The organism is Metallosphaera tengchongensis (assembly GCF_013343295.1).
Classification (GTDB): Archaea; Thermoproteota; Thermoprotei_A; order Sulfolobales; family Sulfolobaceae; genus Metallosphaera; species Metallosphaera tengchongensis.
Map to the genome: position 1 here is coordinate 1,271,112 of NZ_CP049074.1, position 19,376 is coordinate 1,290,487.

At 45.3% G+C, this 19,376-nt stretch carries 24 protein-coding genes; 19 read left to right on the top strand and 5 right to left on the bottom strand.

Annotated features, from left to right (window positions below):
- Window positions 1-156: 156 nt before the first annotated feature.
- Complete coding sequence (locus tag GWK48_RS06985) at window positions 157-819, bottom strand: DUF3834 domain-containing protein (RefSeq protein ID WP_246263767.1); 663 nt, start codon at window positions 817-819, stop codon at window positions 157-159.
- Window positions 820-952: 133 nt separating this feature from the next.
- Here GWK48_RS06985 and GWK48_RS06990 point away from each other — a divergent pair, with 133 nt between their 5' ends.
- The 5 genes from GWK48_RS06990 (at window position 953) to GWK48_RS07010 (ending at window position 6,580) form a co-directional block, all read left to right on the top strand.
- Window positions 953-1,519: a cysteine hydrolase family protein gene (locus GWK48_RS06990; RefSeq protein WP_174630854.1), complete on the top strand. Its 567-nt coding sequence runs from the start codon at window positions 953-955 to the stop codon at window positions 1,517-1,519.
- Window positions 1,520-2,077: 558 nt separating this feature from the next.
- The gene (locus GWK48_RS06995) at window positions 2,078-2,974 is read left to right on the top strand and encodes a PEP/pyruvate-binding domain-containing protein (protein WP_174632642.1); all 897 of its coding nucleotides are present in this window, start codon (window positions 2,078-2,080) and stop codon (window positions 2,972-2,974) included.
- A gap of 219 nt (window positions 2,975-3,193) precedes the next feature.
- Entirely contained in the window at window positions 3,194-4,810 is a 1,617-nt protein-coding gene (locus tag GWK48_RS07000) for a thiamine pyrophosphate-requiring protein (protein ID WP_174630856.1), read from the top strand.
- Window positions 4,811-4,899: 89 nt separating this feature from the next.
- Complete coding sequence (locus GWK48_RS07005) at window positions 4,900-6,252, top strand: MFS transporter (RefSeq protein ID WP_174630858.1); 1,353 nt, start codon at window positions 4,900-4,902, stop codon at window positions 6,250-6,252.
- A 31-nt stretch (window positions 6,253-6,283) separates the two neighbouring features.
- Entirely contained in the window at window positions 6,284-6,580 is a 297-nt protein-coding gene (locus GWK48_RS07010) for a hypothetical protein (protein ID WP_174630860.1), read from the top strand.
- Here the strand turns inward: GWK48_RS07010 and wrbA are convergent.
- Window positions 6,570-7,169, bottom strand: coding sequence for an NAD(P)H:quinone oxidoreductase (gene wrbA / locus GWK48_RS07015; RefSeq protein WP_174630862.1), 600 nt, complete (start codon window positions 7,167-7,169; stop codon window positions 6,570-6,572). The two genes, GWK48_RS07010 and wrbA, sit on opposite strands and share 11 nt — an antisense overlap.
- 256 nt (window positions 7,170-7,425) lie before the next feature.
- Window positions 7,426-8,613: an MFS transporter gene (locus GWK48_RS07020; RefSeq protein ID WP_174630864.1), complete on the bottom strand. Its 1,188-nt coding sequence runs from the start codon at window positions 8,611-8,613 to the stop codon at window positions 7,426-7,428.
- A gap of 137 nt (window positions 8,614-8,750) precedes the next feature.
- Between GWK48_RS07020 and sepP the strand changes: the two genes are divergently transcribed.
- From sepP to GWK48_RS07045, 4 genes are all read left to right on the top strand, one after another.
- A complete protein-coding gene (sepP, locus tag GWK48_RS07025) occupies window positions 8,751-9,362 on the top strand; it encodes an undecaprenyl-diphosphatase SepP (RefSeq protein ID WP_174630866.1) in 612 nt (203 codons plus the stop codon).
- Between the two features lie 172 nt (window positions 9,363-9,534).
- Window positions 9,535-9,825 carry a hypothetical protein gene (locus GWK48_RS07030; RefSeq protein WP_174630868.1) on the top strand — a complete coding sequence of 97 codons (291 nt, stop codon included), beginning with the start codon at window positions 9,535-9,537 and terminating at the stop codon, window positions 9,823-9,825.
- Window positions 9,826-9,895: 70 nt separating this feature from the next.
- Window positions 9,896-10,075, top strand: a complete 180-nt coding sequence (locus GWK48_RS07035; protein ID WP_174630869.1) for a hypothetical protein — start codon at window positions 9,896-9,898, stop codon at window positions 10,073-10,075.
- 673 nt (window positions 10,076-10,748) lie between these two features.
- Window positions 10,749-11,285: a hypothetical protein gene (locus tag GWK48_RS07045; protein ID WP_174630871.1), complete on the top strand. Its 537-nt coding sequence runs from the start codon at window positions 10,749-10,751 to the stop codon at window positions 11,283-11,285.
- A gap of 226 nt (window positions 11,286-11,511) precedes the next feature.
- On the opposite strand, the gene GWK48_RS07050 is transcribed toward GWK48_RS07045, so the two are convergent.
- The gene (locus GWK48_RS07050) at window positions 11,512-12,495 is read right to left on the bottom strand and encodes a sulfurtransferase TusA family protein (protein ID WP_246263768.1); all 984 of its coding nucleotides are present in this window, start codon (window positions 12,493-12,495) and stop codon (window positions 11,512-11,514) included.
- Between the two features lie 233 nt (window positions 12,496-12,728).
- Window positions 12,729-12,854, bottom strand: a complete 126-nt coding sequence (locus tag GWK48_RS11670; RefSeq protein WP_281359961.1) for a hypothetical protein — start codon at window positions 12,852-12,854, stop codon at window positions 12,729-12,731.
- 139 nt (window positions 12,855-12,993) lie between these two features.
- On the opposite strand from GWK48_RS11670, the gene GWK48_RS07055 reads away from it, so the two are divergent.
- The 10 genes from GWK48_RS07055 (at window position 12,994) to GWK48_RS07100 (ending at window position 19,304) form a co-directional block, all read left to right on the top strand.
- Window positions 12,994-13,362: a hypothetical protein gene (locus GWK48_RS07055; RefSeq protein ID WP_174630872.1), complete on the top strand. Its 369-nt coding sequence runs from the start codon at window positions 12,994-12,996 to the stop codon at window positions 13,360-13,362.
- A gap of 31 nt (window positions 13,363-13,393) precedes the next feature.
- Window positions 13,394-13,663 (top strand): DsrE-related protein, encoded by a 270-nt coding sequence (locus GWK48_RS07060; RefSeq protein ID WP_174630874.1) that lies wholly within the window; start codon window positions 13,394-13,396, stop codon window positions 13,661-13,663.
- A gap of 82 nt (window positions 13,664-13,745) precedes the next feature.
- Window positions 13,746-14,960, top strand: a complete 1,215-nt coding sequence (locus GWK48_RS07065; protein ID WP_174630876.1) for a YncE family protein — start codon at window positions 13,746-13,748, stop codon at window positions 14,958-14,960.
- Window positions 14,961-14,982: 22 nt separating this feature from the next.
- Complete coding sequence (locus GWK48_RS07070; RefSeq protein ID WP_174630878.1) at window positions 14,983-15,894, top strand: hypothetical protein; 912 nt, start codon at window positions 14,983-14,985, stop codon at window positions 15,892-15,894.
- Window positions 15,881-16,420, top strand: a complete 540-nt coding sequence (locus GWK48_RS07075; protein WP_174630880.1) for a TQO small subunit DoxD — start codon at window positions 15,881-15,883, stop codon at window positions 16,418-16,420. The genes GWK48_RS07070 and GWK48_RS07075 overlap by 14 nt, the downstream gene beginning before the upstream one ends.
- An 81-nt stretch (window positions 16,421-16,501) precedes the next feature.
- Complete coding sequence (locus tag GWK48_RS07080) at window positions 16,502-16,756, top strand: sulfurtransferase TusA family protein (protein WP_174630881.1); 255 nt, start codon at window positions 16,502-16,504, stop codon at window positions 16,754-16,756.
- 17 nt (window positions 16,757-16,773) lie between these two features.
- Complete coding sequence (locus GWK48_RS07085; protein WP_174632650.1) at window positions 16,774-18,024, top strand: YeeE/YedE family protein; 1,251 nt, start codon at window positions 16,774-16,776, stop codon at window positions 18,022-18,024.
- Window position 18,025: 1 nt separating this feature from the next.
- Window positions 18,026-18,322, top strand: a complete 297-nt coding sequence (locus tag GWK48_RS07090) for a hypothetical protein (protein WP_174630883.1) — start codon at window positions 18,026-18,028, stop codon at window positions 18,320-18,322.
- The gene (locus tag GWK48_RS07095; RefSeq protein ID WP_174630885.1) at window positions 18,319-18,681 is read left to right on the top strand and encodes a DsrE family protein; all 363 of its coding nucleotides are present in this window, start codon (window positions 18,319-18,321) and stop codon (window positions 18,679-18,681) included. Before GWK48_RS07090 ends, GWK48_RS07095 begins: the two co-directional genes overlap by 4 nt.
- A 17-nt stretch (window positions 18,682-18,698) precedes the next feature.
- A complete protein-coding gene (locus GWK48_RS07100; RefSeq protein WP_174630887.1) occupies window positions 18,699-19,304 on the top strand; it encodes an MBL fold metallo-hydrolase in 606 nt (201 codons plus the stop codon).
- Window positions 19,305-19,376 lie beyond the last annotated feature (72 nt).

A 19,376-nucleotide genomic window follows, 5' to 3' on the forward strand; every position in this document is an offset into this window, starting at 1 on the left:
ATGGAATTACACGATTTTATTTTTTCTCCGGTTGAGCTATCTGGTTATTAATTAGAGGGGATTTTCCCACGACTTGCTCTATCTAATGTATAAAGGCAGAACATCTCTTCGAGGGCTATACTTAAAAACGTCCCAAGTCTCAGTAGATTCATCTAGTTACAGGAATCTTTTCACTAGGTTTTCAAACTCGTCGTATTTGTCCATCTTCATAACCCCCAAGGTGGTAACTCTGGGCAAGTCCACTATCATTTTCTTATTGGCTTGGACTGGTAACCTAGATGCTATGTATTCAGCAGTCCCCTGAGGGTCCTCCTTCATAAGATCTATCCCTTCTGAGTATGCTCTGACGAACTCCTCATGGTTTGCCAGGATGCTTGCCCCGCAACTCCCTGGGACGTTAAGCAACTCCTCGAAAGTCTTTCCTCTGCCAAACGGTGCCGGTACCACAACGGACTCAACTTGTCTTTGGTTGAGGAGTTCCATCAGCTTTTGCATATCTTCAGCGTAGACTATCTCACCGTTTATTCCCTTTTTATGGAAAAGTGCCTTGGTCAAGACGTCTGCAGCGCTTCCCCTTCTCCATACGCCTATCTTTCTTCCAACGTCGGGGGAAACTACCATAAGTCCCTTGATTGTGATATAGTCAATTCTCACTCCTCTCTTTACCAAGGATACTGTTGAATCTAAAATGACATCTGCCTTTCCTTCCTTTCCAAAGTCAATGGTGATGTCCTTATATTTTGAACTCGCAGCTACCATAGGATAGGACACAGGTCCAGGTGCAGCTATTACGTTTAACATGCTTTCACTAGGTAACATAGATACCCATCGCTTAAATATTTGTTCAAAACAGTTCAGACCGCGGTAGATTTCGAGAAGATAAGCACGGTTGAATCGTTAAGGGAATAGTTAGATAGTTAGTTTTTTATTTTTTAAGTATCCCTTAAACCTCATGGATCTAAAACAAATCCTAACTCCAAATAACTCTGTGCTTGTTGTGTGGGACGTTCAAAAAGGACTGGTGAAAAACATATTCAATAAGGAGGAATTTAGCAAAGCCCTAGAGAGGGTAATAACTACAGCGAGGAAAAGTAAGATACCGATAGTTTACACAAAGATCACTCCTTTCCCATCTGGATTTGAGCCATATAACTCTAGGGTGACTGAGAGGAGGTTCACGTTCACGCAGGAGGATCTAGAGCTTTACGTCAACCCTGAGGTTGGCACCAAGGGTTCTGAGATAGTTTTACCCAAGAACACTTGGAGCATTTTCGTGGGGACTAACTTTGAATTGCTCCTTAGGAACTCCGGCAGGAACGTCATTATCTTCTCTGGTATAGCGACTGAGATCGGTGTGGAATCTAGCGCCAGACATGCCTTTGCGTTGGGATTTTTGCCAGTAATAGTGAGGGACGCAGTTTCATCCTACAATAAGGAAGGTCATCAGAGGTCCCTGGAAAACATGAAGGACTTCTTCCCAGTCCTCTCCTCAGAGGAGATAGAGAGGTTATTATCCTAATTTTTAAATTAGTTTTAGAGATATTCTTGATATATTTTGTAAGGGTTCGGGTTTAGTTGGTTTCCATGATTTGGCATTGATCCTCAACCCTTGGGCTTCACGGGAGTTAAGGAAACTACTTCCTCTGTCCCCCGTCCCTTAGCGTAACCCCAACCTACTATGTGGGTAAACTCGGACATCTCTGGTCAGGTTACCTTGTCCCTCTCAGGATATAAGCCCACATCTGAGGCAGGTGTTTACACTTAGTTTTTATCATCTACAGTATCGCATTACATTATATAACTATGTAACTCAACATATAACTATGTAACTCAACGAGTTCGCTGAAACTGTTGACCACGGCCTTTGTCCGTTGTGATACGTTAATTTTGGGAGTTCGAACAGTTGTACCTTAATCTGAGATCATATGACATGAGACCCAGTCGTTTGGGATTTTTTAGAGAATGCTAGAGTGTTTTCGAAGTAGGCTCATTCCCTAGCCTTAAGTAAAAGATTATATTTTGTAAGGGAATACTGAATACCATGTATGTGTATAGCATTGACCAGTCATCATCAAATATGGTAAGGTCTGTAGGAAGAAAAGCTGCTTATCTCGGCGAGCTTACGAGGTTGGGGATAAGGATACCATGGGGGTTCGTCATTACGAGGTCTGCCTTCAGAAGGTTCATGGACATAGCTAAGGACACTGTAAGCGACGCATTGAAAGGGGTCAATTTGGACGATCCGCGTGACCTGTCGAGGAGGTACGAGAGAATTAAGGAGATAATGACCCAAATTGATCTTCCCATGGATATATCCCTTGAGATAGACCAGCACGTGAGAGAAATCTCCACAGATTTCGTTGCTGTTAGACCCACTTTCACCTCAGGAATATCCGGACCTAGCTTTGCAGGGGAGGTCGACTCTTTCCTCTACGTAAATAAGGCCGACATTCCCTTTTTCCTGAAGCAAGCTTGGGCGAACTATTTCAGTCCCAAGGCCTTGGCCTATAGAGTGGCTAGGGGGGACTCCATAGACATAGCGGTCTTAATTCAAGAGATGGTGGATCCGGACTCTGCAGGCACAGTTTTCACCATTCACCCAGTGACAGGCAACCCTAACTGGGTAGTCATAGAGTCATCTTGGGGGCTAGGTCAGGTAGTCACTAGGGGTCTTGTCACTCCAGACAGATTCACATTACCAAAGAGGGATAGAATCATAGCGGAGAGGTACATTGGGAACAAGCACCTGATGCTTAGGTTTGACCCGAGCTATAGGGGTATAAGGGAAATTCCGCTTGGTGGTAAAGCACTTGAGCCCAGTTTAGAAGATGAAAAGGTAATCGAGCTGGCAAACCTAGCAATAAGAATAGAGGAGCACTTTGGGAAACACGTCAACCTCGAATGGGCTTTGCAGGATAGGAAGCTATACATTCTGGAGGTAAGGGGAATTAAGACCATGTGGGAGGACATCTGATAATTTTGAGTGTTATATCTAGAATCCAGGAATATGGAGAAGTTGGGAGATTGACGTTAATTCGGCCCTGGATTAGGGCATGGGGATCCGGGCTCTCTAATTTAAACTGAACGGGTCTGGGCAACTTATCTTAACCTATACCTAACTTATCTTAACCATACCTGAAATGTTCTTTAGATATAGGACAGAACTTAACTATTTGTTAATTACAGATAATCCATGGAGCGAAAGGCTTTCAGTTCCGTCGCGAGGGCTATTTTGGCCACGCTGGAGAAGGAGGGTATTGAGAAAGTTTTTATCGTTTCGGGAACCGACTACGCCGCTTTCATTGAGGAGAAGGTTAAGGATAACTCACTCCCCGAGTTTATTCTAGTCCCTCACGAAATCACCGCTTCGTCCATGGCTCTGGGTTACTCCCTTGCTGGAAAATTGGGAGTGGTCGCAGTCCATACTGTACCAGGGACTTTAAACTCCCTGGGTGTAGTTAGCAACGCTTTCACGAGCAGGATTCCACTGCTAGTCTTGGCCGGTAGGTCTCCCTATACAGAGGAGGGAAACAGCGCGAGCAGGAACCTCAGGATACACTGGACTCAGGAAGCGAGGGACCAAGGCGAGTTGGGGAGACAATACTTCAAGTATGACTTTGAGATTAGGGATCCGAGTCAGACTCTGGTGGCCGTAAAGAGAGCTTTACAGATAGCCTTGAGTGAACCGAGAGGGCCAACTTACCTTGAAGTCCCCAGGGAGGTTAGCGTCAAGGAGTGTGAAGGAAAGTTCCTGAATATGGACCCATACGAACCGGGCCCGTCAAGGAAGCAGCTACAGAGGGTAGAGGAGCTCCTGAGAGAGGCAGAGAGGCCTGCTATCATCACTTGGAGAGCCGGAAGGAGAAAGGAGTGGTTTGATGCCCTAAAGGAGTTTGCTGAGAGAATAGGTTCACCAGTAGTTAACTACGTGGGGGAAGTATCTAATTACCCCTCCAAGGGCGAGATGGCGTTAGACAAGTTAGACCTAAGGGAGCCTGACCTCCTGTTGGTCATAGAATCTGAGGTCCCGTGGATACCAAAGAGGGTTAATGTGGAGGCCCCCGTAGTGAGGATAGATGTGGAGCCAGCGTACTCTTACATTCCCTACTACGGATTCCCATGTCACGTATGTCTGCAATCGACTCCTTTAGCTTTAAGGGAAATCCTGGTTACACCTAAGGACAGCTGGAGGGAGGAGGTAAGGGAGAGAGTCCTGAAACAAAGGGAGGAGAAACAGAGGGAGTTGGAGAAGCTAGAGACGCAGTCCAAGATACATCCCAGGTTGCTCTCCAAGTATGTTTCAGAGTTTAAGGCAATAGTAGTTAACGAGTACCCCTTTAATCCCAGATATGGCGAATTCTCCTTTGGGGAATACTTCGGGGACTTATCTGCAGGTTATCTGGGTTGGGCACTGGGTGCGGGACTGGGAATAAAGATGGCAACCAATAGAGATGTGATCATAACTACAGGTGATGGGTCTTTCATCTTTGGAGTCCCTGAAGCCTTTTACTATGCAGCCAAATCCTACTCACTTCCCACAATGGTAGTCATTTTCGACAACGAGGGGTGGTTGGCATCAGCAGAGGCTGTAGAGGAGGTCTACCCGGAGGGTCTAGCTAAAGCCAAAAAGTACTTCCCTGGGGCCGACTTTAAGAGATACAATATAGGGGAGACGGTGAAAGCTTTCGGGGGATTCTATAGACTAGTTGAGACCCCAGATGAGGCAAAGAAGGGTCTCGAAGATGGATGGAGACGAGTGAAAATGGGGGACATAGCCGTGATCCAGGCAATAGTGGAGAGGGCTAGATAACCTTTGCCTCGTTATCCATTAGTAATTTCGTCACCAAAATGAAGGTTGTAAATACTAAGATTTTTTAACTGTTAGTAAATACTATTATTATGCCTTCGCTGACGTGGAGAAACGTAATAGTGGCAGGAATGGGTGTGTTCACAGACGGATATAATCTTTACTCAATATCCCTCACTTCATTTTTCATCCCCTCATCTTTCAAGTTTTCAAGCGGAGAGCTGGGACTTTTGGTGGCAGGGTCCTACTTCGGTGCAGCTTTTGCTGCGTTGATCTTTGGCGCGTTAGCCGATAGGCTTGGAAGGAAAGGGATTTATGGTTTTGACGTCGCTATCATGTCTCTCGGTGCAGTCCTACAAGCCTTCTCCCAGTCCTACTTAGAGCTCCTGCTTTCAAGGCTTATCCTAGGGATAGGTATAGGGGCTGATTACGTTCTTTCCCCAGTGATAGTAGCTGAGAACTCCAGCGGAAAGAATAGAGGTAAGATGATGGTAATCACGTTTGCAGTAATGTGGGGGCTTGGGGCGGTCTTAGCGGCCTTTGTAGAGCAACTTACCCTATTGGCCAATCTTCCTCCGTCTTTGATCTGGAGGATAGTCTTAGGTGTCGGAGCTATACCTGCAATATCAGTGTTTTTCCTGAGGAGGAGGATCTATGAGACCGTTATGTTCGTATCGAGGGTCAAGCCTGAACACATTGACAGTGAGAAGATAGAGAGGGAGCTGGGAAAGCCTCTCGTTAAAGCTAAGGACACTTCATCTTTCATGAGTAGGCTAAGGTCTTCTGCAATTTTCATTGTAGCTGCCTCACTGCTTTGGCTACTATACGATATGTATTCCTCCACGTTCGCTATCTATGGTCCAATAACCATCGCTTCCAATCTAGGTATGACGCCCATAGAGTTCACTTACGTCGCCCAATTCTTTGCTGGAATTCCAGGGCAAATACTCTGCATCCTCCTCATAGATAAGATAGGAAGGAGACCACTAATAGTTTTAGGATACGCTGGAGTTGCAGCCTGGCTGTTGGCGTACTCTCTATTGTTGGCCGACCCTAGGATATTTGGGTTGTCTTCAACCCATTTGAACACGTCCAGTCTAGTGGGTGAGGCTGCGGTGTTGGGGTTCTCGTTCTACATGCTTAATTATTTCTTCTCAGCTATAGGCCCAGCCTCCATTATAGGCTCAGCCATGGTAACACCGGAGTTAGTGCCCACCAAGGTTAGGGCAACGTCCCAGTCCATAAGTGTAGCTGTGGATAGGTTATCTGCTGCCTTGAACATAACGGCCTTCCCTCTCCTTCTCGCTCACTTCGGTCTAGCTGCAATGGTTGGACTATATTCTGGTATAGCTCTTTTGTCCAGCCTCATTACCCTGTTCGTAATACCTGAGTCAAGAGGAAGGGAACTGGAAGAGTTAAGCAAGGAGGGCCAGGCGCAGAAATGATTAAATGGCTTTCCACGATTATCTACTTTTTATGGAACCGTTTTACTTCAAAAGTTATGAGAAGGTAATAGGAAAGGCGAGTGACGTGAACGAGCTGGAGAGGGAGATGGGGAGGTTAGTGAGAGAGGATCCAGCATGTGTGGAGTGGCATTTGAAACAAGGACATCTAGTGAACTGGCTTAACTACATTGGGGAGAGAGGTTTAGCGGAGATGTTGAAAGGGGTTAGTAACCCTAAGGAGGCCCTGTCAAGGATCGTAGAATATAGGGCAATGACCCCAAGGAGGGAACAAAGGAGGAAGGGTAGGAGTAAAAAATTCAATATCTGAGTTTTCTAGCTACCTCAGTCAGTCTTTTACCCATAAACCTAGCTATGGTTCTTTCAGCCTCATCCAACTCTTTTAGACTTCCAAGATGGCTGGGTCCGTAAGGGGATCCACCAGTAGTGGACGTAAACAACTCCTTTATTCCATAGCCTAGGGGAACAATTATCATGCCGTGATGGTAAGCATATGTGCTCATGGTCAATATGGTCGTCTCGTGTCCTCCGTGAATTGTCCCAGCCTCAGTGAAGAAACCTACTGGTTTACCATATAGAGCACCCTTCAACCAGAGATCCCTAGTCTGATCCAAGAAAAACTTGAGCTGGCCTGTGATGTTCCCATACCTAGTTGGTGAACCCATAGCTATACCGTCTGCCCACTCCAGGTCTTCAAATCTGGCTTCTGGGATTTTCTCGACCTTGGACATATCAACGTTGAACTTAGCTACTACCTCTTTGGGGAAGAGCTCTGGGACTCTAACTACCTTAGTTTCGGCTCCTTCACCTCTCGCCCCTTCTGCGATTTCTAGAGCTAGATCAACTATTGTCCCGTACCCGTAGAACAGGACTAGGATTTTGGGTTTAGGAGATGACATAGGACTCTACTAAATGAGCTTCATTTAAAAAGTTAATCAGCTTTATCTTTTTAATTAACTCTCTAGACTAGGACTGGTTGACCCTCAACATAAATACAGTAAGGATGGAGCGTCGTTACGTCCAGCAAGTTACGATATGTCATGCGGGGCCTGTCCTTCATTAATAAAAGGACGACAAAACTACCTTACTAGGACAGGGGCATGCCAGATCCTATCAGCCCTAACACGTTTTGAAGCCACAAGTTTCCCTGGTAGGTCACTCAGTAATAGGGACTTGACCTGTAACTGCTTTATCTACCTTCCTGAAAAACTTGAAGTACAGGAACGAGTTAGCCACAGTAGCCACAAAAGAGACCTCAAATGGAATTGCTACAGACACTGCGTGCATGATATATCCAGATAACGTAGTGGAAGCAGCGGAGGGTATTAGTCTCCCGGCCTGATTTGCCCCAGATGCCGTGGCTCTTCTGCTCTCACCTATTAAGTTCATCATTAAAGCTTGCTGGGCTGGTAAAGAGATAATCCTGAGAGGAGTGAAGATTACGTAATCCACTGCGGCCAGAGCCGGTATCCCTAAGAAGGGAAAGGTCAATACTAGGAAGGCTGATATGACCCTCGTAGTGATGATTAACCTGACGAAACCTAACTTTTCTGTCAGGACTGGAGTAGCGAACATGAGCGTAGCGGAGATTACTCCCCCTAAAGAGATCAATTCCCCTATGGCGGACTGGGGTAGTTTGTATGTCTCGCTGAATATTATGGGAATGAAGGGCACTATAAGTCCTTGGGAGACGCCGTTAAGCACCCCGGTTATGGTGAATTTTCTTATCGTGTCGTTATCCCTCTTGGTTACCTCGGGGGAAGCCCTCTTAATAGGCTTGAAAGATTCCTTTACTGGTAGGACAATGAAGGCAGAGATAGCTGAGATTGCCAATGCGATCTCAAATATTAACTTGTAACTTGATATGAACGATAGCAGGGCTCCACCAGCACCAGCGTAACTCGACATTATGGTAAACAAGGAGAACACCTTGGTCCTATCCTTAGGGGGGACCTTCTCAGTAAGGAGGGCGGTCTGCATTGGAGCTACTGCAGCTCCCACTCCACCACCTACAAGACCGCCAGCTATCCCGAAACCTCCCAACGCTGAGGAGAGGAGAAGCAGAAAGAAGTTGGACGTTGTAATTAGTATGAGTACAGAAAGGGGAAGAAACGTGAGGGTTAGCAACAATATCCTTTTCCTTCCATATCTGTCGGAGTAGAAACCTAAGATAAGCGTAAGGAGTGGGGTTATAAAGGCCCCAGTTCCGAAAAGTATACCGACATCAAACAGGGAAAGGTGAAGTCCGTGTACGTAATAAAGCCCAACTATCACTGCCAAAACTCCTGCAGAAACGCTACGGGATATTCTGGAGGTCATGAGAAAAACGACGTCTCTATTCATACTCTCCATTGGGTGCAACACATTAAATATTTTATTATTAACTGTCAAAGCAACTCTTAAAACTACAGTAGAGACCAAACATTGTTTCTGTATAAGACGAAAGAATTTATTTACGGATTAACGTCTAATCCTAATCAATGAAATATTATTGGTTCCTGCTAATAGCCTTCATCCTGGTCGGGGTAGGAGTGAAGGCGGTGTCAGAACCTAATGTCCCACTTAATGTTTATTTGTTCAAATTAATTAATTACCATCAAATTAGTTTTTTAAATCCAGTTATGGTGTTTCTATCAAAATATGGGAGGGAGTACGTATGGATTCCGCTGACTGCAATACTCCTAGTATTCAGGAAGACTAGGCGTATAGCAATTACTTTGGCTGCCTCCTTCATTTTAGCTATAATAGTGGGTGAAGCTAGCAAGTACGCCTTTGCCCAGGGAAGACCATTCCTTTACGTGAGCCCGGACTACACTTTAGTACCTAAACCCTCGGATTACAGCTTCCCTTCAGGTCACGCCCTAATAGTAAGCGACGGAGCCATCGTGTTAGCTAAGATGGCTCCGAAGTGGTTATGGATAATTATGTTGATCGAAGCTCTATTGGTCTCGTACTCTAGGGTATATGTCGGGGTCCATTGGCCTGTAGATGTCTTTGCAGGCTGGTTAATAGGTGGGTGGACGTCGTTATTCACGGTGGACTTAGAGAGAAGGGGGACCTTAGCCTTCGTGGAGAAGCTCCTCAAGGCTTAGCTGGACCAGCTATTGTGTTGTTTTATAATTGAAGACAGTTTCGTACTTTGAGGCGAGTAGGTCGGGGGACGTCAAGAGGACGAGTAACCTGTCTCCCGTAGTATCAAGGCTGCAAATCCTTGGCAGCAGATGGATTTGAATACCTTGACTACTGCATTTATTACGTGGGATTGTGAACCTCATTGAAAAGGCAAGGAGAATGAGGGAAATTGGAGATGAATACGAGAATCTTTTGAACGAGATGCTTAACGCGCTATTTAAGGTAATACCCAACTGTGTTGCCCTCAACATGGACGATTCCCTTATGCCGATCTACGCGGTCTCAGCATTGAAGACGGAGGGTCTTCTCGCCTTCCCTTACTCCTGCAACGGGAAACCAGGCTATGTAGTAATAAGAATAGATGGTGAGTTAGTGTTTGAGGACATGAACGGCAACGTCACGGAGATGGGAAAGATTTCATGATAGAGGAACGCTAAACCTCGCCCTTCAGGGCGTGAGGAGGTTTTTAAACTCTTTTACCTCGCTTTTGCCTATGGAACTCCCTTCCGGTCAACTTAAAGGCCATGAGGAGCGGGAGCCGATCTCCCCCGCAACACCGGAGGGGAGCGTCAGAACCGTAACTGTCAGGCTTTCCCCTAGTGGAGCGCAGCAAAGAAAACTGAGGAAGTTGGCAGACGCATCAGCGAGGCTATACAACGAGGTAAACTGCTAGAGCAGGCAACAGTCCTTAAAGGACAAGAGAGTAGACCTCAAGGTCACTTGGGACAAGTCTAGAAGAAGTACAAGGAGATACTTGGAGTTAACGCTCAAGCTGTATTACAGAAGAACAACGAAGCGTGGTCGTCTTTCTTCTCAATATTGAAGAATAAAGATAGCCTGCCTTCCTTCATTCAGCACATTTCACCACCGGGCTAGAAAGACAAGGGAAGGAGGAAGCTAATCCTCGTAGTTAGATAAGACCTTTGTCTGTGAGAGGTGTGGTTTCAGGCTAGATAGGCAGTTAAACTCTTCCCTGAACATCTACCTGAGAATGTGCAGGTTCCCCCAGATGGACTCCACCCCGTCTAAGTGGGTTGGGGTTAACCCCTCTAATAAGGAGTATGAAGGCGGAAGTCCCGCTTGAACCCCGTGAAGCCCAAGGGATGGGGGTTGATATCAAAATAGGTGAGAACAGAAGAAATCCAAAACCCCTTTTCATTTATAAAAGTCAGATAATATACGCTAAAGACTTTGAGTAACGATGGAGATATTCAGAGAGTAGTCTTATCTCATCCCTCTACTAAGTGAGACCGTTTTAATGACATGAACTCTTACTCTTCTATTAATTACAACCCTACATAGCACATTTCGACAAAGTATAAGTATAACTACGTTTCAAGATAAACATGGATCTTAGAATATTTATGGCCTTGCTCATAGTGCTTATCGTTGTTTCAACCTTTTCAATTTACCTAGTCCTAAGGGATTTGACTACCCAGCAAAAAGTACCTTATATATCCCCCTCAACTATAGACCAAAAATTAGGAGGACAGTGGAGGCTTGATGTCGTCGAGAACCTGAAGTATCCTGACACGATTAATCCACCTAACGAAATACTATCCCTTCTAGAGAATAGCTCTGAGAGCGCGTTCTTCATACTTTATGTGGGGGATGAGTCCAACCTATCCATGTTCATCTATAAGTATCAAAATTCCAGTTCCCTCTCTAAACTTGTCCTGACGATTCAGCAAATCTACAACAAGTTAGGTTGGAGAACGCAGGATCTAAACGGTTCAATCACGGGTTTCACTGTTCAGTCAAACGATTCCCAGTTCCTCTATGGTGCCTATCATAACTACGTTGTGGTGGTTTATCTCAATGGGGTTGTGTACCCAAATGAAAGCGTGGAAGTCGCAAACCTCGAAAGTCATGTCCTGACGTGAAGAGATGTTTTCCCTTTTCCATGCATTTTGAGACTAAAAGTTAGGGCATGGACTTGGGCATTCCGTGTATCTACATTGAGGGGGTAAGCGAATCTGTTACCATTTTGCCCTGGGGACTATGAACTTCCAACTAGGTCCGAGAACCTGTCTAGACACGGTTAGAAACTGAAGTTTGGAAAAAGGTTTCTAAAAACCAAGATTCCTTGCCTAAAAGGTGTACTTGCCCTCATATTGGGATAGAGGGTTTAAGGTAAAACACGTGTCCCATACCCTTTACCTTATCGAGATTCCTCAGTGCCTCTTCGTTCCAATACCTTTCCCCACTGAAGTCCAACATAGTGGCGTACACTTTATCGCCCTCAACTAAGCTTACAAGTAACCAACCTCTCCCAATTGAGGCTGAGGTTACTACAGTTAACCCATCAAAATTAAGATAGCTTTCTGACAGTCCATTCACAGGAACCTGTTTCACTATCCTATCAAAGGTCACGTACAGGTACGCAATGAAGCCCGTGTCCTTTATTAACTCGGCGAGTCTCTCCCTCTCCGAGAGCGAGCTAGCGTATAGGGAGTGTACTACAGGGTTCCCCAGCTTTAACATGATGAAGGAGACGTAATCCCCCATGTTGAATATCTCGTACTTACAATTCATCAACTTCGCGACTTCCGGCAGAGTTACGTTTACAGCAGCAGGGTGATCCACCAGAACTTCCAACTCCTCTCCGGGTCTCATTTTCATCAGTTCTTTCTTTGAGGCTATCTCGGGGACAGGACACTGTTCTCCCCTCACGTCTAAAACTTTCCTAACTAGAGGTTTCATAATTGAAATGAGAGCCTGAGGGTACTGTGCTTTATTACTCTGCCCATTACATATAGCCTCACCGTATTCTCTCAGGTTCTTTGTGATAGACTCCTCTATGGACGAAGCGACCATCTCATTCGTTGAGTTCACTTCGACTTCAACCTTGATGCTCGGACCTTCCTTAAAGTCAATCTTAACTAGGAACCTCCCATTTTCTTCTAAAATTTCTATGGATCTCTCGCTCAACCTTACTAGGACTGGAAAAGCTAGTTTCCCGAGTTTCAATTTCCCTGAGTAGCCCCAATTCAGCCTTCTAAGGTCGTGAAGAAGGTAAAGCCTGTGATACTTCTCTAAACTCATTAGGGGTTTAAAGTCCTTGGCACCAATTAAAACAACTTCAGATTGCACATTATTTATTAATTCCCAGAATATATAAAGATTAATTTATAGCATATCTTCACATATGATACTTATGGGTTCAGGGTTACGTCTGCTAGATGGGAGAAGATCACAGTACCATAGCTAGAATTTGTGACTACAATCGCGTCCCTCTCCTTTTCCTCGTAACGATGTAAATAGGACAGGCACGTTTACGGAATTTCAATGAAGTAACTCTAACGTCCTCGGAGCCCACAAGTCTTCTATATCATCTCTAAATGGGAGCTAAGCCCTGCAATAGGCACGGGATTGAACGAGACATCCAGAGCCTTCCACGTGAAGCTGAACTCATCCATCAAAACTAGCAGATGGGCAGCCCATTGGGACAAACTAACCTCTTCACCCTAAAGGGTGTGCATTCCTTATTTTCTGACGACTAAGTTTAATGAGAAATGAATATATATTCATATTTATACAAGATATCCAAAAGATTTATAGATTAGCAAAAAGAGATTTATTTGAGATGAAATGGTAAAGGTTGACGAATGTGGTTGTGTTGTGAACAGGATATACGCCTCAGACTACCTTTCAAAAAGGCTTTACACACTTAAGGGAAGGGGTTTCTCTCTCGTGAAGAGGGTTGAGTTGGATAATGAAAGATGGTTTGAGATTTACCGCAAAGGTAACGAGATTAGGTACAAGTCCTCAGAGTGCCCATTGGTTATCATAGGACTGGAGGCTTTATTGGAGGCATGGGAAGACGGGAAGCTTAAACAGGGTAACTGGGTTGACGTTCTCAGGAACGTCAAGGGCCTACAACTCAATACAGTCTTAGAGAAGCTAGGGGCATCTCTCATGGAGGTGTTGTCTCACGAGGAAGGTCGCTTATATAGTTGAGTCCAACCTAGGATCCTACATTCTTGGACAGATGATAGTCCCTCAGCTTGAGGAGGGAAGGCATGGAGTGGAGGTTGTAGGAATGTTCTTTATTCATGACAACGTATACGTACCCATGAGAGGGAACCCTCTAGGGGAAAGGTTACAGAAGCTCAGCGATAAAATCTATCTCCAGGCATGCGATCAATGCGTTTATATGAGGAACCTTGCCGATAGGTTAATCCCTTCTTGTAGGATAGGTTGTTTTCCCGATTTCTACAAGGAGGTAGCTGATAAGACAGATATGATAATAACTATTTAATTAAGAATAATGTAAAGGATAGAAAATACTTATAAATAAATTAGTTTTAAAAAGTTACGTTCTAAAGAGGAGACGGAAGTGTATGAACTATAAGGTATTATTAATAGTAGGTATTGTGGTCATACTTCTAGTGGGAATAGGAGCTGCTTACATTATGATGAAAAGCTCAACTTCTCCATCGAGCACGAGTACAACCACCACTACGACCCCAACCAGTAGCAGTAACACTACCTCAACGAGCACTAGTACTCCAAATAACAATTTCTACTTTCTGGCACTTACCCAGAAGGGGATAGCTCAAGTTCTGAATCCGTTTAGCTCTAGCCAAAACTTCCTTGGATTCACAAGGGTAGTCAACATCTCCACAAGCGTCCCGACCCAGGTCTACTACTGGGAGGAAGTTGAGGGAGGAGCTAATATGAAAGTACTATTCATGCCCCTGAATAATGGTACTGTTTTCGTTATAAATACTACTACCTTTAAGGTCGTTAAGACCTTGGAAGTTGGGTCATCCGTGGGGTTCATCGGCGTTTCTATTTCTCCAAACGGACAGTATGCAGCTATAGCTGACGGTCCTTCAGGGGTTTTGGAGGTGATCAATACTCAGACCCTTCAGACGGTTTGGTCTCAGAAATTTGTTTCTCCGACAACAGGAAAAACTTACTATCCCTGCGACGTTAGATGGACTCCTGATGGATCGTCTTTGGTCGTCCCCATGAGGTTCAACAACAGCGTTGACTTAATTAGCGCTTCCAATGGGACAGTGCTGGTCGTGAGACCTACATCACTGGGATCACAACCCTATATGGTAAGTCCGAACCAGCAGGGGACGATGGTCGCAGTAGAATTTGCAGGAAACAACTCAGTGGGGTTCTATTCGTTGCCTTCCCTACAATACTTAGGAATGGTGCAGATGCCTAAAGGACTGACTCCTCAAAGGGGAGTTTTCACCCCTAGCGGTCAATACTACCTAGAGGCACCAAGTAACAACGACACGGTAGTTGTAATTTCAACCTCCAACTTCCAAATAGTTAAGGAGATACCGTTACCCCAAATAACTCCTGCTGGACTAGCTGATATTGAGATAACTCCTGGAGGGAGTTACGCATACGTCGTAATCCACGGAAGCGTTCAGACTGGAGGCATGATAGTCTTGATTTCCCTTTCCAGTCTCTCTGTGAGCACCACGCTACCTCTGACGACAGCCCCCGCAATAGTTATACCGATTTCCCAGAGTATGGGTACATACCTAGTTAACCAGGTTATGTTACCTCCAGTTACAGGTCTACACTGTTGATCCAAGTAATTGGGTGAAAGAAATGAAGCCAATAAACCCTTTTTTGTACGTGTTCATCTTTTTCAATTCCACAATTTTCTTACCCATAGTAGTTAATGCTGTAAGGGTCGTAGGAGTCTGGTATTCCCCCCTAGCTGACACCGGACAGTCTACATTCATTAAACCTTTCTTGCTCTTTGTGATACTTTACGTGATCTTGAGCTCGCTTGTGGGCGCAATAATCTATAGGTCCAAGAGGGGAAGGTTTATCTTAGTCCACGGCCCCATGAGACTGAGAGCTGTACTCAAGGCCACGCTCAAGGACAGTGTAGGGAGAGCCTTGGTCCTGTCCTATGTCCCGGGCTACTTCCTAAGTTTCCTCATTGTGTCAGGGCTCCTATTGGTCCCCAATGTCAATGTGAGCTCGTATTTCATTTCCTTAACGTACCTGACTTATCAAGGCCTGGGGATTCCTACGTTAGGTCCGCTTGTCCTTAATTTCCCCATGATAGCTTTGGGAGTGTTAAATGATGTCGTCCTAACCCTCTCCTTGATATTTTCCTATTATGTGATGTCCCTCATTTACGTCTCTAGTGGAGTCAACACGTGGATGGTGCCTAAGTCATTCAGGCTTGGCACCATAAATACAACTGCAGGATTCCTGACAGCGTCAATACCGTCCTTAGGGACTATAGCTGGAATTTGTTGCCTGACCCCTACCGCTATGAATTCCTTACTTTACCTGTTGTCAGGTAGTTACCCAGCAGTGACCAAAGGGTTAACTTGGAAGTATGGAGCCTTCATTGCGGGGGCGTGGACTGGAGGTGTCCTTCAAGCTGTTTTGCTTCTATCCCCGACCATAGCCGGTATTTTGCTCCTAGGCATTGGGATATGGCAAATATCTTTAATATCATCACAACTAGTGAGGAGGGCGAACAAGAATGAAGTCTCTTAAGGGAGAGACAGACCTTTGGCAAACGCTAGTTAGGATTGCTGTTGCCAGCATATGGATTGACGCCGGGGTCTTCAATAAGCTCTTAAACCCTGGGTTCCTAAACCCTGGTTCTACTGCGTATATAGGTTTTACCCTCCAATACTTAGCTGAGGGGTCTCCCATTCGAGCCTTCCTTTACTCCGTAGTTTTCCCGCATCCACAGCTCGTGGGTATCCTAGTCATGATCGGGGAGATCAGTTTTGGGGTCCTAACCCTGCTCGGTTTCATGTCTAGACTGGCAGGGACTGTAGCTTTTTACACCAACCTGATATACTTCCTCTCAGCCTACTGGACTGGGACTGAGGAGTACGGAATTAACCTCCTGCTCATGCTCTTTAACTTATACCTAGTAGCTAAAGGTCCAGGTTATCTATCTGTGGACCAGTTAATTCAGCGCAAGTTACGGATAGTGGAGAGACCTCTCCCATGGTTAGTTCTAGGTTCTCTAGTATATCTGATAGTTATATTTATCCTCTTAATTTACTAATTTTTTACTCAGTGTAAAAAACCATTTAAAAAAGAGTACAACTTAAAAGATTGACGTTATTATTTAATATTGGGTGAAAAAGTGTCCTCGGAACCTCTCAAGACGAGAGAACCAGATGATACGTTGGACGTAATAGGTGAGTCCTGCCCTGTACCTGAGATGATGGCTGGGAAGAAATTAAGGAAAATGAAGGCTGGACAGGTCCTGGAAGTCCTTACGGACCATCAGCCTGCAGTGGACGTAACGCTACCTTCCCTGTGCAAGAACCTAGGCTATCCATACGCAGTATTTAAGGACGGGGATGTATACAAGTTCAGGATACTAAAGGTGGGTTAGTATTGACCACTCCTTCCATGATACTCGAACCTGTTTTTTCTGAATCTTGGGCTCTGATATTCGGCCTATTTGGTTTGTCTGGCTTCATTCTAGGCTGGGTGGCCCAAAGGGGGAATTATTGTTTCGTAAATGCCATGACGTCAATCTTCACTACCAAGAGCTTCGAGAGGTTCGGAGCTCTCTTAGTCCTCTTTGGTTTGACAGCCTTGGGAACAGGTCTTCTTGTGGCCTTTGGGTTTATCCCAGCGGTTGACCAATACTTCAACAACTACTTTGCGGGATGGTACATCTTAGTGGGCTCCTTTATTTTCGGATTTGGGGCGGCGTTGGCCGGTGGGTGTAACTTGTCCATGTTATATAGAGCGAGTAGCGGATACGTGCAGAACTGGATTGAGTTGTTCGGAATGATGATAGGAACTTACGTGTTTGCAGTCGCAATCTGGCCTTTTCAGTCCTATACTATGCAAGCTGGGATATTCTCCACAAGTTCAGGTGGATACGTGGAGTACCTTCCGTACGTTCTATTCCACTCAGTCTCCAACATGTCAGTTTACGTCACTACCATGATAGTCTCCCTACCCCTAATCTTCTTGGGGATATACTTACAGATGAGGACTAGGGGTAAGTGGGGGAAAACCCTCTCCGGCTCTGGTCTCTCCGGCTCTGGTTCCTCCATGGGTATTCAGGGAGTAAAGTTCGCCAACGCCATGGGACCTGGAATTCCAACACCTACGACAGTTCCAAGTTCCATGAGACTGAAAGAAGCTAAGGAGATGTTACTCCTCAAGAAGCCTTACGGGACTAACCTTTCAACTGTGATACTAGCCCTAGATATGCTATTGGTCTTCATAGTTGGGGCTGGGTACACTTTTAACTACCTGGTAATTACGTCGTCCGACGGTGGAAGGTTCTTCGAGTACATCTTGATGCCTTTAGGAATAAACCTTTTCACCAATACACCTTGGTTTAACGATTCTCTCCCTATCGTAGATCCCAGCACGTTGATGGTGGTCATGCTCTGCGTTGGGGCTTTCGCAGCGTCCTTCTTAAGCGGTGACTTCAAGATCAGGATACCTAAGGACAGGAAAAGGTTGGCCATAGGCTTCGTTGGTGGGATGCTGGTCGGGATAGGAGTCAGAATGGCCTTAGGTTGTAACGTAGGGTTGATGTGGACTAATTTCGGCCAACTAGGATACGATGGATACATATTCCTAGGGGGCATGTTAGCAGGTGTGTACCTAGCAGTCAAGGTCCAGGAGAGGTTGTAAAATGGAAGTCGAGAAGTCAAAGACTAAAGCCAAGTCCTATCCATTGAGGAGGGTAATAGCGCCATTGGTGCTGTCCCTGTTTGCCATAGGGTGGTATCAATTCAGCAAGGTCTACCTGTTTAACGCTGACAATTTAGCTTTAAATCAGGCCAACTTTGCAATTTACGTAAATCCGGCACAATTCCAGGGATACTTGGAGGCCACAACATGGATCTGCTACACTGTGGTGTACGTCGGGCTGATAATGTTCTGGTACTCCCTCGTGAGGTATGTCGAGTCTAAGGAGGTAGGAGCATGACCGATATGTACTCATTTATGATGATATCAGGGAATGAGGAAAAGATGATGATGGGAGTTATTACAGCCATTGGGTACGCCTCTAGCGGAAATAAGGTTTACATGTTCTTCACAATGGACGCCCTAAGGGCCCTCACAGCTGAGTCAGAGAAGATCTCCCTAAACGGTACCAAGAACCTGAAGTACTACCTGGATAACCTCGTCGAACTGGCAGGGGAGGAGCTTGAGATGACCGCATGTGAGTTTGGGATGAGGGTAAAGAACATCCATGAGGACCAGTTCATCTATAAGGTGAAGGTAAGCGGAGTCTCGGAGTTCGCCCTCAAGAGTTCCCAGTCCAAAGCAACACTTATTTTTTAAAAACGCTAATAGTACGCATGCATGTAAAAAAATTCGTGATAGGTCCACTTAATACCAATTGTTACGTTTTGTACAGCTCAAATGAGGCTGTTGTCATAGATCCCGGTGGGGACCCAGAGGGTGTAATCAACTTCCTCAAGGGCAATAACCTTCACCTGAAGTACGTTATTTCAACCCATGGTCATTTTGATCACGTGCTGGGAGTTGAACCCCTCAAGAGGCAGGGAGCAAAGTTCCTGTTGAACTTAAATGACGTGGATCTGATGCCCCTGTACTACGATTGGAGGGAAATGCCTCCCGAGCCTGATGACGACTTAAAGGACGGATACGAGATAAGGGTTGGAGATTCCGTCGTCCAGGTGCTGAGTACCCCTGGTCACACCTTGGGGAGCGTATCCATGGTGGTAGAGGACAAAATATTCACTGGAGACACGCTATTTAGGGGGACTGTAGGCCGCTATGACCTCGGAGGGGATAAGGAGAAATTAATTGACTCCCTGAACAGGATAAAGGACCTGAAAGTTAATGAAGTGTTACCGGGACATGGAGATTCAACAACTCTTAAGGAAGAGGTTACTTCAAACCCCTTTCTAAATGGAGTCCTAGGCAAGGACGACTTCTAGTTTTAACATTCGTTATTTATGCCGAGGGCTATCTCATTTTACAATACTTTTTCACTTGAGTGTTGAAATGGG

What these genes read in the sequence shown, in the direction of transcription:
- GWK48_RS07020 (WP_174630864.1), bottom strand. Translation starts at nt 8,613, where the DNA reads ATGAATAGAGACGTCGTTTTTCTCATGACCTCCAGAATATCCCGTAGC.
- GWK48_RS07070 (WP_174630878.1), top strand. Translation starts at nt 14,983, where the DNA reads ATGAAGCCAATAAACCCTTTTTTGTACGTGTTCATCTTTTTCAATTCC.
- GWK48_RS07055 (WP_174630872.1), top strand. Translation starts at nt 12,994, where the DNA reads ATGGTAAAGGTTGACGAATGTGGTTGTGTTGTGAACAGGATATACGCC.
- GWK48_RS07045 (WP_174630871.1), top strand. Translation starts at nt 10,749, where the DNA reads ATGGATCTTAGAATATTTATGGCCTTGCTCATAGTGCTTATCGTTGTT.
- GWK48_RS07075 (WP_174630880.1), top strand. Translation starts at nt 15,881, where the DNA reads ATGAAGTCTCTTAAGGGAGAGACAGACCTTTGGCAAACGCTAGTTAGG.
- GWK48_RS06985 (WP_246263767.1), bottom strand. Translation starts at nt 819, where the DNA reads ATGTTACCTAGTGAAAGCATGTTAAACGTAATAGCTGCACCTGGACCT.
- GWK48_RS06995 (WP_174632642.1), top strand. Translation starts at nt 2,078, where the DNA reads ATGGTAAGGTCTGTAGGAAGAAAAGCTGCTTATCTCGGCGAGCTTACG.
- GWK48_RS07010 (WP_174630860.1), top strand. Translation starts at nt 6,284, where the DNA reads ATGGAACCGTTTTACTTCAAAAGTTATGAGAAGGTAATAGGAAAGGCG.
- GWK48_RS07000 (WP_174630856.1), top strand. Translation starts at nt 3,194, where the DNA reads ATGGAGCGAAAGGCTTTCAGTTCCGTCGCGAGGGCTATTTTGGCCACG.
- GWK48_RS06990 (WP_174630854.1), top strand. Translation starts at nt 953, where the DNA reads ATGGATCTAAAACAAATCCTAACTCCAAATAACTCTGTGCTTGTTGTG.
- GWK48_RS07060 (WP_174630874.1), top strand. Translation starts at nt 13,394, where the DNA reads ATGATAGTCCCTCAGCTTGAGGAGGGAAGGCATGGAGTGGAGGTTGTA.
- sepP (WP_174630866.1), top strand. Translation starts at nt 8,751, where the DNA reads ATGAAATATTATTGGTTCCTGCTAATAGCCTTCATCCTGGTCGGGGTA.
- GWK48_RS07095 (WP_174630885.1), top strand. Translation starts at nt 18,319, where the DNA reads ATGACCGATATGTACTCATTTATGATGATATCAGGGAATGAGGAAAAG.
- GWK48_RS07005 (WP_174630858.1), top strand. Translation starts at nt 4,900, where the DNA reads ATGCCTTCGCTGACGTGGAGAAACGTAATAGTGGCAGGAATGGGTGTG.
- GWK48_RS07100 (WP_174630887.1), top strand. Translation starts at nt 18,699, where the DNA reads ATGCATGTAAAAAAATTCGTGATAGGTCCACTTAATACCAATTGTTAC.
- GWK48_RS07035 (WP_174630869.1), top strand. Translation starts at nt 9,896, where the DNA reads ATGGAACTCCCTTCCGGTCAACTTAAAGGCCATGAGGAGCGGGAGCCG.
- wrbA (WP_174630862.1), bottom strand. Translation starts at nt 7,169, where the DNA reads ATGTCATCTCCTAAACCCAAAATCCTAGTCCTGTTCTACGGGTACGGG.
- GWK48_RS07085 (WP_174632650.1), top strand. Translation starts at nt 16,774, where the DNA reads ATGATACTCGAACCTGTTTTTTCTGAATCTTGGGCTCTGATATTCGGC.
- GWK48_RS07090 (WP_174630883.1), top strand. Translation starts at nt 18,026, where the DNA reads ATGGAAGTCGAGAAGTCAAAGACTAAAGCCAAGTCCTATCCATTGAGG.
- GWK48_RS07065 (WP_174630876.1), top strand. Translation starts at nt 13,746, where the DNA reads ATGAACTATAAGGTATTATTAATAGTAGGTATTGTGGTCATACTTCTA.